Origin of the sequence: Verrucosispora sp. TAA-831 (assembly GCF_050780145.1) — a bacterium.
Lineage (GTDB): Bacteria > Actinomycetota > Actinomycetes > Mycobacteriales > Micromonosporaceae > Micromonospora.
In genome coordinates, this window is record NZ_CP192240.1 from 509829 (window position 1) to 522598 (window position 12770).

Consider the following 12770-nt stretch of genomic DNA (forward strand, 5'->3'; position numbering starts at 1 on the left):
CCCGATCGGGCTTTCCGGCTGGTGTTGGTAGCACCGACCCGGAAGGCTTGATTGCTGTATCTACTATCAAGCTAGGGCACACGTCCCGATCGGTCAAGCCAATTCGCCAACATGCCGAAATTCGTGTCGCGCCACGCGTTGGCCCTGTTTTACAGGACTTTCAGGGGTGAGTGGCACGCGTCGGTGCTGGTGGCCATGGTGGCGAACCGGTCCGGCATGGATTCGGCGAAGTCGTGGACAGAGGTCGGACCTACGAGCTAGCTTGCTTGTAGCAGCTACTATCAAGCCTTGGAGGCGCGCGAAGATGGACGTCACCACCGCCACACCCGCCGAAATCGACACTCGGCTTGCCGAAATCGACCGACGCGCCAGCCAGGTCGAACAGCGAATCGCCGCAGCCGCCGTCACCATCCACTACGCCATCGGCGAGCGACCGACCTACCTCAACCGCAAGGGCCACAAGGCGTGGCCCACCACCGACGAGCAGGCCATCGACGCCGCCCGCGACCGAGGCGACGAGCGCGTCCCGCGCTCGGCCGGCGGCTACACCTTCGCCGACTTGGTCGGCCGGTGGCAGATCGCCGTCGCCGACCTGGCCGCCGCCGCCGCCGAAGCGGCGCCGCTCGACGCCGAGTTCGCACGACGCGGCGGCTGGTCGCGGTTCTTCACCGTTCAGCAGAACAGCGGTCACATCCACTCGTCGACGAGCTGTCAGACCTGCAACCGAGGCGGGCAGCGCACGTCCTTCGCGTGGAACCCGGAGCTGTCCGGCCTGAGCATGGACGAGGCCATCGCCCGGTTCGAGCGCCGCGCCCACGTCCTGTGCACCGTCTGCTTCCCGGACGCCCCGGTGGAGTGGACCGTCCGGGAGGCACGTACCGACCGGTGCGCGGGCGGCGGCCGGGCCCCGGTGAAGGACACCACGAAGCGGCAGGGGATGCGCTGGTACGGCCAGTGCACCGAGTGCAACGACCGGCAGCAGGTCAACTCCAACGGCACGGTCCGCGCCCACAAGGCGGCGGTGAAGGTGGAGGCGAAGGCGTGATGGCCGACACGACACGCAGCATCGGCAGCCTCCGTGCCAGCGAGCGGCCCGCCGCTGTCCTCCCGTACGTCGACCACCGGGTCACCCTGAACGCCGACTGGGGCAACTGCCGCGACCTCCGTGAGACGTTCACGGGCCACGCCGTCGCGCTGGCACCGACGTGGAGCCCCACCGGCACGCACGTCCTGGTCGTCGTCACCGACGACGGCCGGGTCATCGCGTTCCCCCTCACCGTCATCAAGACCATCGCCTACGCCGAGGAGGCGAACGGTGCCGAGGAGAAGTGAGCGCCGCGAGTGCGATCGGTGCCGGATCGAACGGGTGTGCCGCTGGATCGGCCGCATCGGCGGCTGGCTGTGCCGCGAGTGCGCCACCCACGAACGCAACTCCTGACCAGCCGAAGAAGCCCAAGGGGAACACCATGACCCGCTACACCCACAAGCCCGCGATCCGCGCGCTACAGGACCAGCTCAACGCCGAGCACGCCGACGTGTACTGCTACTACGACAGCCTGTGCCCACACGGCACACCCCCGCCGCCCATGCCGGCTGGCGTCATCGCTCTCGTCGGTAGCGACCACCGACGCCGCCCCGCCACGCACATCGTGGTGTTGGTGCGTTTCAAGCGCCGCCAGTGGGGCGGGTGGAGCATCGTCCGCGCCGACAACGGCCGCCTCCTCGGCTGGACGGACAAGGTCACTTCGGGTGAGCACGGCGGCCGGTGGTCCGCCCACGTCACCAGCAACGCGTTCAGGGGCGACGGCCCGGACAACGAGGGCGAACTGCTCGACACCGTCCAGTACCGCCTCTACAACGGCGACCCCAACAACTCGCTCGTCAGCAACCCGATCGACTACGGCGACCGCCGCATGGACGCCGCCGAGGCGATCGTCCAGCACCTCGTGGAGATGCACGCTCCCGCCGTCGGGTACCCGCGCCACTACGGCGTGACGGTGCACCGCACCCGCCCAACGCAGCACTTCGAGCTGGACGGCCGGTGCGTGTGCGGGGGGCCGGTCGACTGCCCGGAGCGGGCTCGACTGCTTGCCGCGGTGACGCGGTGACGAGGATCCACAGCATCATGGCAGCGGACGGTACGGTCCGTCGCGTCACCGAGCGCGAATGGACCGCGACCTGCTCGGTTCGCATCGCACGGGACCGCTCCACCGCCGCCGCCTCCGCGCACCTCACCACGAAAGGCGACGAGGTCAAGCTTGCGGCCATCTGGCACCGGGAAGACCCGAAGGAATGGGGAAACCGGTACGCCACCCGCTGGAATCACCGCGACGCGGATGGGGGCTGCTGGTCAGTCGAGTACGGCTACGACGGCCGCTTCTGGTGCCTGTTCGGCCCCGAGGGTTCCCCGTGGGGTCACTTGCTGACCAACACGATCTCCTCCGCGCTCGCCGAGGCCACCGAGTACATGGCGCGGACAGTCGCACGGGCCAGGGACCTGGCCGGATAACACGCCGTCGGGTTTGGTGAGAGTCGTGGACGAGCCCGGCCCGATGCCCTATCTTGATAGTAGAAGGTGCGACCGAGCTAAGGGGTATGGGATGCGTCCGACGGGCGAGCAGCAGGAGGTGATCGACGCCTTCACCTCCGCCGACCGGCCGACGATCGTCGTTCAGGCCGGGGCTGGTTGCGGCAAGTCCTCCACCCTCAAGATGGCCGCGAAGCAGGCACCCAACCGGCGCGGCCTGTACGTGACGTTCAGCAAGGCCCTCGCCGTCGAGGCCCGCGCCGACTTCCCGGCCGCCGTCGACTGCCGCACCGCCCACTCCTTGGCCTTCGGGCCGGTCGGACGGCACTACGCCGCGCGCCTCAAGGGACCCCGGGTGCCCGCGCACCGCGTCGCGCAGATCCTCGGCCTCCACACCCCACTGCTGATGGCCGATGACCTCGCGCCGCTGGTCCCCAACACCCTCGCGCGAATGGCGATGGAGGCCGTCGGGAAGTTCCTCAACAGCGCCGACCAGGAGCCGGACGTACAGCACGTCGGCCGAGTCGACGGCTACACCTGGCAGCAGAACCGCGATCTCGCTGCCTGGCTCGTGCCGTACATGCGCAAGGCGTGGGAGGACCTGCAACTCCAGCGGGGCGGATACCTCAAGGTGACCCACGACGTGTACCTCAAGCTCTACCAGCTCACCCGCCCGCGCATCCCCGTCGACTACGTCCTGCTGGACGAGGCACAAGACCTGTCGCCCGTGATGGCGAGCCTCTTCCACTTCCAGACCCACGCGCAGCGGATCATGGTCGGGGACTCGGCGCAGGCCATCTACAGCTTCCGGGGCGCGATCGACGCGATGGCGAAGTTCCACGCCGACCGCCGACTCACCCTCTCCCAGAGCTTCCGCTTCGGGCCGCGCGTCGCCGACGAGGCCAACAAATGGCTCGACCTGCTCGATGCCCCCCTGCGGTTGAAGGGCCTCCCGTCGATCGATTCCCGCCTGGCACCGCTCGACGCACCCAACGCGGTCCTGTGCCGCTCCAACGCCGGAGCCATCGCCGCCGTCATGAAGGCTGTCGCCGCCGACAAGCGGGCCGCCCTCGTCGGCGGCGGCGACGAGATCCGCCGACTCGCCGAGGCCGCCCAGGAGCTCATGGACGGCAAGGGCACCAGCCACCCGGAGTTGGTGGCGTTCCAGGACTGGGACCAGGTGCGGGAGCACGCCGAGCAGGACCAGGCGGCCGGCAGCCTCCAGGTGCTCGTGAAGCTCGTCGACGAGCACGGCCCCGAGAAGATCCTTGAGATCGTCGGCGGTCTGGTGGGGGAGGACCGCGCCGACGTGATCGTGTCGACGGCCCACAAGAGCAAGGGCCGCGAGTGGGACACCGTGCGAATCAACGGCGACTTCCGGGAGCCGCGCGAGGACCCGAAGACCGGGGCGGCGGTGTTCGTCGCCGACGAGCTGCGCCTGGCCTACGTCGCCGTCACCCGGGGCCGGAAGATCCTCGACCGGTTCGGGCTCGCCTGGGTCGACGACTACGCCGGCACCCCCCGCACCCCCGCCGTTCTCAACGCCGTCGAGGACACGCCGCTGCCCGACCGGGCCGACGCACCGCCGCTGGCCCTCAACGTGGTCGAGCCTGCCCCGCCACTGCCCGTGGTCAACGACTGCGGGGAGTACGCCTGCAACGGCCACGCCAGCCCCGCCGACTTCTGCTTCAGCGAGATGGGCGGCACCCTCGCTGATCTCGTCGGCACCGCCGAGGCGGGCTGCACGGCCACGCCGCCGCTCCTGGAGCTGGTCGACGTGATCGCCAACCGGGCCGGTCAGCCCGAAGCCGCGGTGGCCCGCGAGGAGATCGCCCGCCGGATCGCCGCGCTGCGCAGCGCTGGCCACGCCGACGCCCTGGCGCTACTCGACGCCGCCTGCTGACCACTCACCTACCCGCACAAGACCTTGGAGGAAAACATGGCCAACACCGACGCATCCGCCAGCGGTCAACGAGGCACCCGCCTCGTCACCGTCGGCTGCGGCAAGTCCTTCTGCTACCAGCGGGCCACGACCGTCGTGACCTGGACGCCGCCCGGCAGCCAGCAGGACAAGGCGGTCTGCGGCGAGCACACCGACTACTACCGGGAGCTGACCGCCGCCCACTCGCCGCAGACCGTGCAGATTGCCGAGGGCACCCACACGTTCATCGCTGATGGCCAGGGCACGCAGGTCGGGATCTGCCGGCACTGCGGCCACTACATTTACCTGTACTTCCGGGTCGCGGGCCGGGTGGGCAACTGGTGGCGGGGGAGCGAGTGGGATGAGACGGGCCGCTGCGGTGACGCCGAGCAGCGCACCGGCGGGTGGAGGGTGTGGCACGAGCCCGCGACCACCGTCGAAGAGCGTGACGCGGCCTTGGCCGCGACCGTCTGCGGCCGGACGGAGCGCCACGCGCTGCGGGACTGCCAGGACACTCGTGCGGCGTTGGCGGCGGCGGCCGAGCCGGTGTCGGAGGCGCAGAAGCTGATCGCCGACGAGACGGCCGCTCGGGCACGGTACGAGCGGGCGTGTGAGGCTGCCGCGCGGGCCGGAGGCGAGGTGACGGCCGCCGCGAAGGCTCTGGACAAGGCGGCTTCCGCCCGGCGGGAGTACGCCGAGCGGGCCGCCGCCGAGGCGGCGGCGGCCGTGCCGATCGGTGCCGCCGGTGCGGCATCGGACCAGGCCACCTGACCGTATGTTGAGCGCGTGTCGCGTGCCCGCTGTCGACCGGCTGCGGGGCGCGGCGCGCCGTAGTAGAGAGGACGGTACGTCGCCGATGACGGACGTACTGACGTATGGTGCCCCCAACAATCAAGGTGCTGTGGGGGACTGCGACGAGATGCCGAACCATCCGTTTCTGACGACCGCTGATCTTGCTGCGATCGGTGCCCGCCTCGCGGGCGTCGAGTCCATGAAGATCACCGCGATTCAGCGGAACATGTTCGAGTCCCGTGAGGAAATCCCCGTCCGAGCCACCGGCGGCACCCGGCGCGGTAAGTACGCCGACGACCCGTTCCCGCCGCCCGACGGCTACGCGGGCACCATGCCGTGGTGGCACGTCCACCGCGCCCAGGAAGTCGAGGAGTGGTTCAAGCGGCACCCGCGCCGACAGAAGGGCGACGGCATCGGCGGCCCCGTGCGCCGCGCTGACGCCCAGGCCCGACAGGCTGCCCGCCGGGTAGAGCAGGTGGAGAAGGCCGCCGCCGCTGACCTGCCGGCACGGCTGGTGGTCGACCGCTCCGGCGACGAGGTCGTGGTGAAGGCCGACGGCGACGAGCTGCACCTGAACGCTGCCGCGCTGGCGGAGGCGTTGCGGCTGCGTCCCGTGTACGGGGGACGCAAGGCCAAGGTCGCGGCGGCGCTGGTGCGGGAGCGCGGGTTGTCGCGGGATGAGGCGACGACGTACGCGCGGGTGGCGCGGTGGCTGTCGCACGCGGGGATCACGCTCTGACCTGATCGGCTGGATTGGTCGGTCGCGTTTCGCTAATCACCACACCCCCCGGCCCTGACTTGCTAACTTGATAGTAGAAGCCGCTATCGAGTAAGGAGTCGGGTCATGGCCCGCTACATGAACGCCACGCCGGTCGTCCAGTACCACGGCACCCTCACCCGCTGGCACGGCATGTGGCGCGTCGTCGGCAACCGCGGCGGCCGACTCGAACTTCGCGACCCGTGGGGCAACCGGATCACCTGCCGCGCCACCAGCGCCACCATCGTCGACATGCCCCGACTCACCGAACTCCGCGCGGGCATCCTCGTCCGCCTCTGGGATTGCTCCATCGGCAGGATCGCAGACTCCCGCACACGCGGCTGGCTCCGCACCCAGAAGCTGATCGAGCCCGTCGAGGGTCGGCCCGGCTGGTACCAGCTCACCTACCTTGGCCTGCTCGCCATGGACTCCATCGTCCGCCAGTACCGCTGACCAGGCACCGGGCCTCGACGCGGCGTCGGGAGTTTCGCCGAAATCCTGGCCAACGCCAGCCCGCATGAGCTAGCTTGATAGTAGCTACTACGACTGAGTTGGAGGTGGGAGGCGATGAGAGGTGCCCGCGTCCCACAGCCGATCGGCCCGAACCCGGCCTACGTGCGCGCCGACCAGGAACGCCGCCGCTCCGCCGCCGCCGGACGCCACGACAACCGGCCCCGCCGCCAGCGCACCCGCGCCACCGCCCGTACCGCCGCCATCCGCGACCACCAGTGAGGACCGAGCCATGACCGCCACGGCTGCCATCAAGCGCATCAGGCTCAGTGCGGGCCACTACGAATCCGACCGGGGCCACGTGATCGACCGGATCGGACGGGAGTGGTTCATCACCTTCCCGGGCGAGCGCACTCCCGACGTATCCCGTCCCACCCTCGCCGAGGCGTGGGCGTACGTGCAGTGGTTTCACACCGAGCAGGAAGGGGCGTGAGCGCCATGACCATCACCGTCCACCTCAACGGGCCGCAGGTCGACCTGCTGCTCACCGCAGTCGACAACCCCCACGTTCGCGGCAGCGTCTACATCGACAGGTCGCTGGGCGTCCCCGTCCGCAAGGCCGCCGCCGCGCTCATCACCACCGGCCTCATGGCGACCAGCTCCACCAGCGAGGGATCGCTGCGACTCACCGACCATGGCCGGGAGATCGCCGTGCTGATGCACCCGTCGGCGCTCGACACGGTCCGAGACATCGCCGATCAGGTGGTGGCGCTGCTGGACGGGTACGCGAACCAGCGAAGCCTGATCGTGCAGGTGTGGATTGGCTGCCAGGGCGGCCGGCACCGGTCGGTGGTGGTGGCGGAGAGCGTGGCCGCGTGGCTGCGCAGGCAAAACATCGGGGTCGACGTGGTCCACGAGCACATCGACCGGCCCGTCGTCGAGCGCTCCGCCTGCCAACGTGACTAGCCAGCCAGGATCCCGGCTGACGGCCGTTGAGCTGTCCATGCTGATCGGCCGCCACCAGCCCAAGCGCCCCGACCCGTGCCGGGTGTGTGGCGCCGACATGAGCCCGAGCAGCATCGGCGGCGGCACCGGCACCACCTACAAATGCACCGTCGCCGCAGCGAACTACTTCCAACAGGACCGGTCGGTCGAGGAGCACTACCGCCTGTCCGAACAGCGCATCACCTACCACGGCGACGCCGACATCATCGACGCGCTCCACGAGTTGCGTGCCCTGCGAGAGCAGGCCGGTGAGGACATGGCCGTGCCAGTCGGCACCTTCGCCTACCCGCACGGGCACGGCAAGGGCATTTGCTGCATCCGGTTCCGCCACGTCGGCGGCGACCAGTGGATGCGCGACTTCGACCCCGAGTATCGCCACGACCCGACACATGACCAGGAGGACCAGAACCGATGACCACAACCAGCGAACCCGAGCTGCACCCCGGCCTGACCACGCTCTCCATCGAATGGACCGTGTGGGTGGACCTGCCCGACGGCCGCCACGACCTCGTCGCCTGCGACAGCCTCACCCAGGCCATCACCAAGGCCCGAATCATCAACCAGGAACAGCCCGGCACCGCCCGAATCCAGTACCGCGACGTGGAGACCTGGCCGTGGACGGACGACCTGGGCGGCGACGAGTTCGGTGTGCAGTACACGTGGCCGGACGGCCGCAGCGAGGTCGAGCCGCGCCGCAGCCGTGAGGACGCCGAATCGTCCGGGCGGTGGCGCACCGAGCCGGGCGATCCGACGCAGCAGGTGGTGTCCCGTCGGGTGCTGCACGGCGCGTGGCAGCCGTTCGCCGCAGCCTCGTGTCAGCCGCAGCCCCGCAAGCAGCCGCAGCACTGGACGTGGTGGCTGAAAGGCGGAGGGCTGGTGCTCGCGCTTCTGCTGCTGGCCATGGGCATCACCGCCAAGACCCTGGGCGTCGCCCTGCCCGTCAGGGCCGCCATCGGGACGGCCTTCACCATCGCGGTCGCCTGGCACCTCGTGAGCAAGGTGAGACAGCACTACCGCTGACCCCGGAAGCGATGCGGCCGGTCACCCTTCCCAGGTGACCGGCCGCTCCTACATTGGGGGCGTCACCCTCCCTGGACGCCCGGCTTCCGCAGCAGCTCCCGTCGCCGGTCCCGCAGCCGCAGCCACCACGCCACGAGCCCCACCATCGGCGTGCACCACACGCCGAGCCGCAGCGCCCACGGATCGGCCGCGCCCGCCCACCCGGCAACATGCCAGGCCCACGGCAGCAGAAGCGCGCCGATCATCACCCACAGAATCGCCGCCATCACGCGGTAAGCGCGCCGGTCGAGCCCCTTGGCCGACTCCAGCAGGACGAGCAGCCCGCCGGGGATCACGAGGACCCTCAGGACCAAGGTCACGACGGCGTGCCACGCGCCGGGCTCGCCGAGCGGCGCCCAGTAGGCGGTGACGACGGCGGTAGCCACGACCGATGACGCAGCGATGACGCGGGCGAGGATGCGACCCAGCCGCCGGTAGTAGGCGGCCTGCTCGGAGACGGATCGTGTCGTCATGGGGACTGACGGTAGTGGAGCGTGTCGGCGGGGCCGAGTAATGCAGGCGTGGCGTCCGATGCCTATGCGTCGGCCGCTTTGGTGATGGGGCGGCCGGCTCGCCAGTCTTCGAGTACGCGGAGGGCGTCTTCGGGGTCTACTTCGACTTCTCCGCCGCCGGGCGACATTCGGGATTTGATCAGCTTTCGCTTTACCACCCACCGGTAGACGGTGGTGCGGTCACGCTCGAACACGCTGGCGAGCGCCGGGATGGTGACCCAGGCTCCCGCCCGCAGTCGACGTTCCACGTCGACCGGGTCGTGTTCGCCCATGCGACCTTCCCTCGCGTCGGTTGCGGTGATCTTAGCCCCCAGTGCAGCCAGCGCACCCGTACGCCGAGCCGACAGACATAGATCCGACGCGCCCAAACCCTCACCCCCTCGTTGCGCTTGTTGCACTGGTTGCACTCGTGGCAGACTGTACCGGACCGAAGCCACAGCGTGAACACAGGACATGGAGGAGGACAGCCGGTGGAGTTGCAGCGCGAACCGCTCCCGGGCGTCGACCACGCCCCGGCCGTCGACAACGGCCCGGCCTGGTGGCAGCGAGCATTCGAGGCCGTCGGCGCAGCGCTCGACACCGTGCCCGGCTGGCTGTGGCTCGCGCTCGCCACCGCTCTGTTCATCGCCCTGCTCGTGATGCGTCGCCGTATCGACAAGGCACACCGCTTCGCTGTCCCGAAGACCGGCGATAAGCCGAAGAAGCTGGGCGCGTTGTTCGCAGTCGCCGTTGCCTTCGCCGGTCTCCTCTGGGCCGGTGTCCTCGTCGGATCCGGCAAGAACCTCATCGGCTGGGCGCGCGACACCCTCAACTGGCGCGACGGCTGGGACTGGCTCGTCCCCTGGACACTCGACGGTGTCGCGATTGCCTTCGCGCTGCTGATGTTCGTCGCCGTGAAGGTCGGCCGCCCGACTGGCCGCGCCTACCGCGTGGTGTGGGGAGCCACGATCACCTCAGCCACGATCGGGTTCTCCCACGAGTACGACGGCACCGCCGCCTCGCTGGCTGCCGCCGGATACCTCGGGCTCCTCGCACTCGGCGCGATGGCCATCCTCCACGAACTCCTCGACATGTTCCGCTCCCACAGTGGCGTGAAGGTCGCCCGGGTCAACCCGGTGTTCGGGTTCCGCTGGGTGACGTGGCCGACGAACACGGCCGCCGCCTGGTTCGCGTGGCAGAACCACCCGCCCAAGCCGCTGCCCGCTGGCGCGTCGGACGAGCAAATCGCCTGGCACGGGTCCGTGGGACACGCCGTGCGGCACCTCAACACCGTGCGCCGCGCCAAGCGCATCCACGCCTACGAGGTCGACCGGTTCGCCGGTGGCGTCCCGGCCGTCGGCTGGGCACGGTGGAACCCGATCCTGCGGGTCCGGGAGCTGTCGGCCGCGCTCGCCGACCTCCGGCAGTCGGCCGCCGCCGAGCTGGCCGCGACCCGCGCTGACGCCGCCGCCAACCTCGCCCGCGTGGTCGAGCAGGCCGCCGCCGAGCGGGCCGCTGCCGAGGCCACCGCCGCCGCGCTGCGTGCCCAGGTCGCCGAACTGACCGAACTGCTCAACGTGGCCTCGGCCGAGACGCAGGCCGCCGAGACCCGAGCCGCCACCGCCGAGCAGCGCGCCACCGACGCCGACGCCGCCCGCCGCACCGCCGAGACCCACGCCGAGCATGCCCGCCTCGACGCGGCCCGCGCCATCGCGACCGCCGAGCAGACCGCCGCCCTCACCGCCGGCCACGCCGATCGGGCCGCAGCCGACCTCAGCTCGGCCCGCGAACTCATCGGCCAGCTCCGGCAGCAGACGGCAGCAACAACTGCTGCTGCCGAGCAGGCTGCCGCCGAGGCCGCCGATCTGCGGCAGCAGCTCACGGCAGCAACAGCCGCTGCTGCTGCCCGACAGATGGAGCAGCAGATGCCGCAGCAGCGGACCGCAGCCCCACGGCAGCAGAACGGCAGCAGCAACGGCAAGGCTGCCGCGAAGTGGCCGACAGCAGCACCGTGGCATCCGACGCAGCAGCGCGCGTTCGACCTGCGCGACAGCGACCCGAAGCGGTGGACGTGGACGGCGTTGTCCGCCGAGCTGGGCGAGACCGTGAGCACCATCCGGCTCTGGTTCGCCAACCGCGCCAAGCAGGCGCAGGCGGTGCCGACGCTTCCGATCGCCCCGCCCGCGACGACTGCCGTCAACGGCAGCAAACCCGTACACGCCTGAACAGGAGAACCAGATGACCGTCGACACCCTGCCAGCCGCAAGGAACGCGGCAGCACCGCAGCAGCAGACCGCAGCCCGTGGTCGCCGCGCCTACCGCCCGTCCAGCGGGGACACCAGCCTCGGCCGCGTCCTCGCGGTCATCGCCGCCGGAAACGCGATCGCCGCACTCGCCGGCATCGCCCTGCACCACCTCCCCTGACACCCACGACAGCAGAAAGGAGCCAGCAGATGCAGAAGCTCTACGAACTGCGGGCCTTCAACGGCACGCGGCAGGTCCGCATCGCCGGGCGACTGCTCGTCGCCCTGGACCTCGACAACCCGGAGAGCGTGAACGACCTCCTCAGGCGGCATCTGCTGGCGATCGCCGAACGAGACGGCGCCCGACGCCGAGACGCCCACCTGTACCACGTGGATGTCCACGAGGTCCGGGGCGACCGCGCCAGCCGAGACGTGTTCTTCCAGTTCGGCCTGCCGGTGGAGGCGTGACATGTCGATCAGGTCCCAGCAGTCCACGGCCGACAACCGGGCGTCGTGGCACAGCGGCCGGATCGCCGGTGCCGTCTCCCCGTACGAGCGGCTGCGGCACGCCCTGGAGTGGGTGATGGCGGAGGTCCGAGCCCGACCGAAAACCGACGTGCCCGGCGTCGTGGATGAGATCACGCGGGTCGCCCGCACGCTGAACGAAAGGAGCCGACCGTGACCGACCGTGTTGTGACAGTGCCAAATGTCAGTGCGATCGGTGGGGTGGAGCACCCGCGCGCGTCTGCGCGCGCGAGAGTCAACCAGAGTGTAACCCACCGTGACCAGAAGTCCGTGCGGCGGAACGCCCGTCAGGTCGACGCCGCCCGTCGCCTCGGCGTTCGGGCGGCCGGCTGGGCACGTGCGACGGGCCGCGTCATGTACCTCGACGCCGCCGATTCGTGGATCGTCCGCGAGCGATCCCAAACCATCCGGCAGGTGTGGTCGACCGACTACGCCGCTGCCGCCCCGGGCGACTTCGCCCCGTTCCGCCGGTGGTGCCGCGCCTACCGGTATCCGGCTGTCGCGGCCACCGTCGTCCTCGACAGCGTGAAGTGGCTGCTCGTGCATCCGGTGCGCGGCCCTCTGTCCATCGCTACCTGCGTCGGCATCGCCGCCGTCATCCACTAACCCGAAGGAGGGATCATGAAGGCACTCGCTTGGATCGGTTTCATTGTCGCGGTCATCGGCGGCGTCGGCCTCGTCGGTGTCGGCCTGGCCGCTGCGGTGATGGTCATCGCCGTGCTCGGCGCGTTCACCATCGTCGCTCTCGACATCGCCAAGGACCGCAAGCCGGACCAGCACGCCTACATCGGCGCGTTCGTCCTGCCGTCGCTGCTCGTGTCGATCGGCGGAGCGTTCCCCGACTGGCTGAACGACAAGTCCCAGGATCTGTGGGGCTGGGCATCGGAGCACGCGGGCGACTGGGTGGGCACCACCACGGTTGGTCTGGCGCTCGCGGCGGTCGCCCTGTCGTTCATCGTGTCGACCCGCACGGACCCGTCGTCGCGGATGGGCCGGTAGC

The 12770-nt window shown here is 70.2% G+C and carries 21 protein-coding genes; 19 read left to right on the forward strand and 2 right to left on the reverse strand.

Annotation, left to right across the window (positions count from 1 at the left end; translation table 11 throughout):
* Positions 1–304 precede the first annotated feature (304 nt).
* From ACQVFL_RS02595 to ACQVFL_RS02655, 13 genes are all read left to right on the forward strand, one after another.
* Complete coding sequence (locus ACQVFL_RS02595; protein ID WP_431728529.1) at positions 305–1045, forward strand: hypothetical protein; 741 nt, start codon at positions 305–307, stop codon at positions 1043–1045.
* Entirely contained in the window at positions 1045–1332 is a 288-nt protein-coding gene (locus ACQVFL_RS02600) for a hypothetical protein (protein ID WP_431728530.1), read from the forward strand. Before ACQVFL_RS02595 ends, ACQVFL_RS02600 begins: the two co-directional genes overlap by 1 nt.
* A gap of 134 nt (positions 1333–1466) precedes the next feature.
* Complete coding sequence (locus tag ACQVFL_RS02605; protein WP_431728531.1) at positions 1467–2108, forward strand: hypothetical protein; 642 nt, start codon at positions 1467–1469, stop codon at positions 2106–2108.
* Positions 2109–2125: 17 nt separating this feature from the next.
* A complete protein-coding gene (locus ACQVFL_RS02610) occupies positions 2126–2509 on the forward strand; it encodes a hypothetical protein (protein ID WP_431728532.1) in 384 nt (127 codons plus the stop codon).
* Positions 2510–2600: 91 nt separating this feature from the next.
* Positions 2601–4430: a UvrD-helicase domain-containing protein gene (locus ACQVFL_RS02615; RefSeq protein ID WP_431728533.1), complete on the forward strand. Its 1830-nt coding sequence runs from the start codon at positions 2601–2603 to the stop codon at positions 4428–4430.
* A 36-nt stretch (positions 4431–4466) separates the two neighbouring features.
* The gene (locus tag ACQVFL_RS02620; RefSeq protein ID WP_431728534.1) at positions 4467–5219 is read left to right on the forward strand and encodes a hypothetical protein; all 753 of its coding nucleotides are present in this window, start codon (positions 4467–4469) and stop codon (positions 5217–5219) included.
* 220 nt (positions 5220–5439) lie between these two features.
* The gene (locus ACQVFL_RS02625) at positions 5440–5979 is read left to right on the forward strand and encodes a hypothetical protein (protein WP_431728535.1); all 540 of its coding nucleotides are present in this window, start codon (positions 5440–5442) and stop codon (positions 5977–5979) included.
* Between the two features lie 105 nt (positions 5980–6084).
* Positions 6085–6450, forward strand: a complete 366-nt coding sequence (locus tag ACQVFL_RS02630; protein WP_431728536.1) for a hypothetical protein — start codon at positions 6085–6087, stop codon at positions 6448–6450.
* Between the two features lie 114 nt (positions 6451–6564).
* Positions 6565–6729, forward strand: a complete 165-nt coding sequence (locus ACQVFL_RS02635; RefSeq protein WP_431728537.1) for a hypothetical protein — start codon at positions 6565–6567, stop codon at positions 6727–6729.
* Between the two features lie 10 nt (positions 6730–6739).
* Positions 6740–6940, forward strand: a complete 201-nt coding sequence (locus ACQVFL_RS02640; protein WP_431728538.1) for a hypothetical protein — start codon at positions 6740–6742, stop codon at positions 6938–6940.
* 5 nt (positions 6941–6945) lie between these two features.
* On the forward strand, positions 6946–7413 hold the full coding sequence (locus ACQVFL_RS02645) for a RapZ C-terminal domain-containing protein (RefSeq protein WP_431729764.1): 468 nt from the start codon (positions 6946–6948) through the stop codon (positions 7411–7413).
* A gap of 37 nt (positions 7414–7450) precedes the next feature.
* The gene (locus tag ACQVFL_RS02650) at positions 7451–7867 is read left to right on the forward strand and encodes a hypothetical protein (protein WP_431728539.1); all 417 of its coding nucleotides are present in this window, start codon (positions 7451–7453) and stop codon (positions 7865–7867) included.
* Positions 7864–8472: a hypothetical protein gene (locus ACQVFL_RS02655; RefSeq protein WP_431728540.1), complete on the forward strand. Its 609-nt coding sequence runs from the start codon at positions 7864–7866 to the stop codon at positions 8470–8472. Before ACQVFL_RS02650 ends, ACQVFL_RS02655 begins: the two co-directional genes overlap by 4 nt.
* A gap of 62 nt (positions 8473–8534) precedes the next feature.
* Here the strand turns inward: ACQVFL_RS02655 and ACQVFL_RS02660 are convergent, their stop codons facing one another.
* Together ACQVFL_RS02660 and ACQVFL_RS02665 are read right to left on the reverse strand one after the other, a co-directional pair.
* Entirely contained in the window at positions 8535–8984 is a 450-nt protein-coding gene (locus tag ACQVFL_RS02660) for a hypothetical protein (protein ID WP_431728541.1), read from the reverse strand.
* 62 nt (positions 8985–9046) lie between these two features.
* Positions 9047–9295 carry a hypothetical protein gene (locus ACQVFL_RS02665; protein WP_431728542.1) on the reverse strand — a complete coding sequence of 83 codons (249 nt, stop codon included), beginning with the start codon at positions 9293–9295 and terminating at the stop codon, positions 9047–9049.
* A 198-nt stretch (positions 9296–9493) separates the two neighbouring features.
* Here ACQVFL_RS02665 and ACQVFL_RS02670 point away from each other — a divergent pair, with 198 nt between their 5' ends.
* Genes ACQVFL_RS02670 through ACQVFL_RS02695 form a run of 6 tightly spaced genes read left to right on the forward strand, consistent with a single transcriptional unit; the run spans position 9494 to position 12769 of the window.
* Positions 9494–11227, forward strand: coding sequence for a hypothetical protein (locus ACQVFL_RS02670; RefSeq protein WP_431728543.1), 1734 nt, complete (start codon positions 9494–9496; stop codon positions 11225–11227).
* Positions 11228–11240: 13 nt separating this feature from the next.
* Positions 11241–11426: a hypothetical protein gene (locus tag ACQVFL_RS02675; protein ID WP_431728544.1), complete on the forward strand. Its 186-nt coding sequence runs from the start codon at positions 11241–11243 to the stop codon at positions 11424–11426.
* 29 nt (positions 11427–11455) lie between these two features.
* Positions 11456–11713, forward strand: coding sequence for a hypothetical protein (locus tag ACQVFL_RS02680; RefSeq protein ID WP_431728545.1), 258 nt, complete (start codon positions 11456–11458; stop codon positions 11711–11713).
* Position 11714: 1 nt separating this feature from the next.
* On the forward strand, positions 11715–11927 hold the full coding sequence (locus tag ACQVFL_RS02685) for a hypothetical protein (RefSeq protein ID WP_431728546.1): 213 nt from the start codon (positions 11715–11717) through the stop codon (positions 11925–11927).
* A complete protein-coding gene (locus ACQVFL_RS02690; protein ID WP_431728547.1) occupies positions 11924–12376 on the forward strand; it encodes a hypothetical protein in 453 nt (150 codons plus the stop codon). Before ACQVFL_RS02685 ends, ACQVFL_RS02690 begins: the two co-directional genes overlap by 4 nt.
* A gap of 15 nt (positions 12377–12391) precedes the next feature.
* On the forward strand, positions 12392–12769 hold the full coding sequence (locus ACQVFL_RS02695) for a hypothetical protein (protein WP_431728548.1): 378 nt from the start codon (positions 12392–12394) through the stop codon (positions 12767–12769).
* Position 12770: the final 1 nt, after the last annotated feature.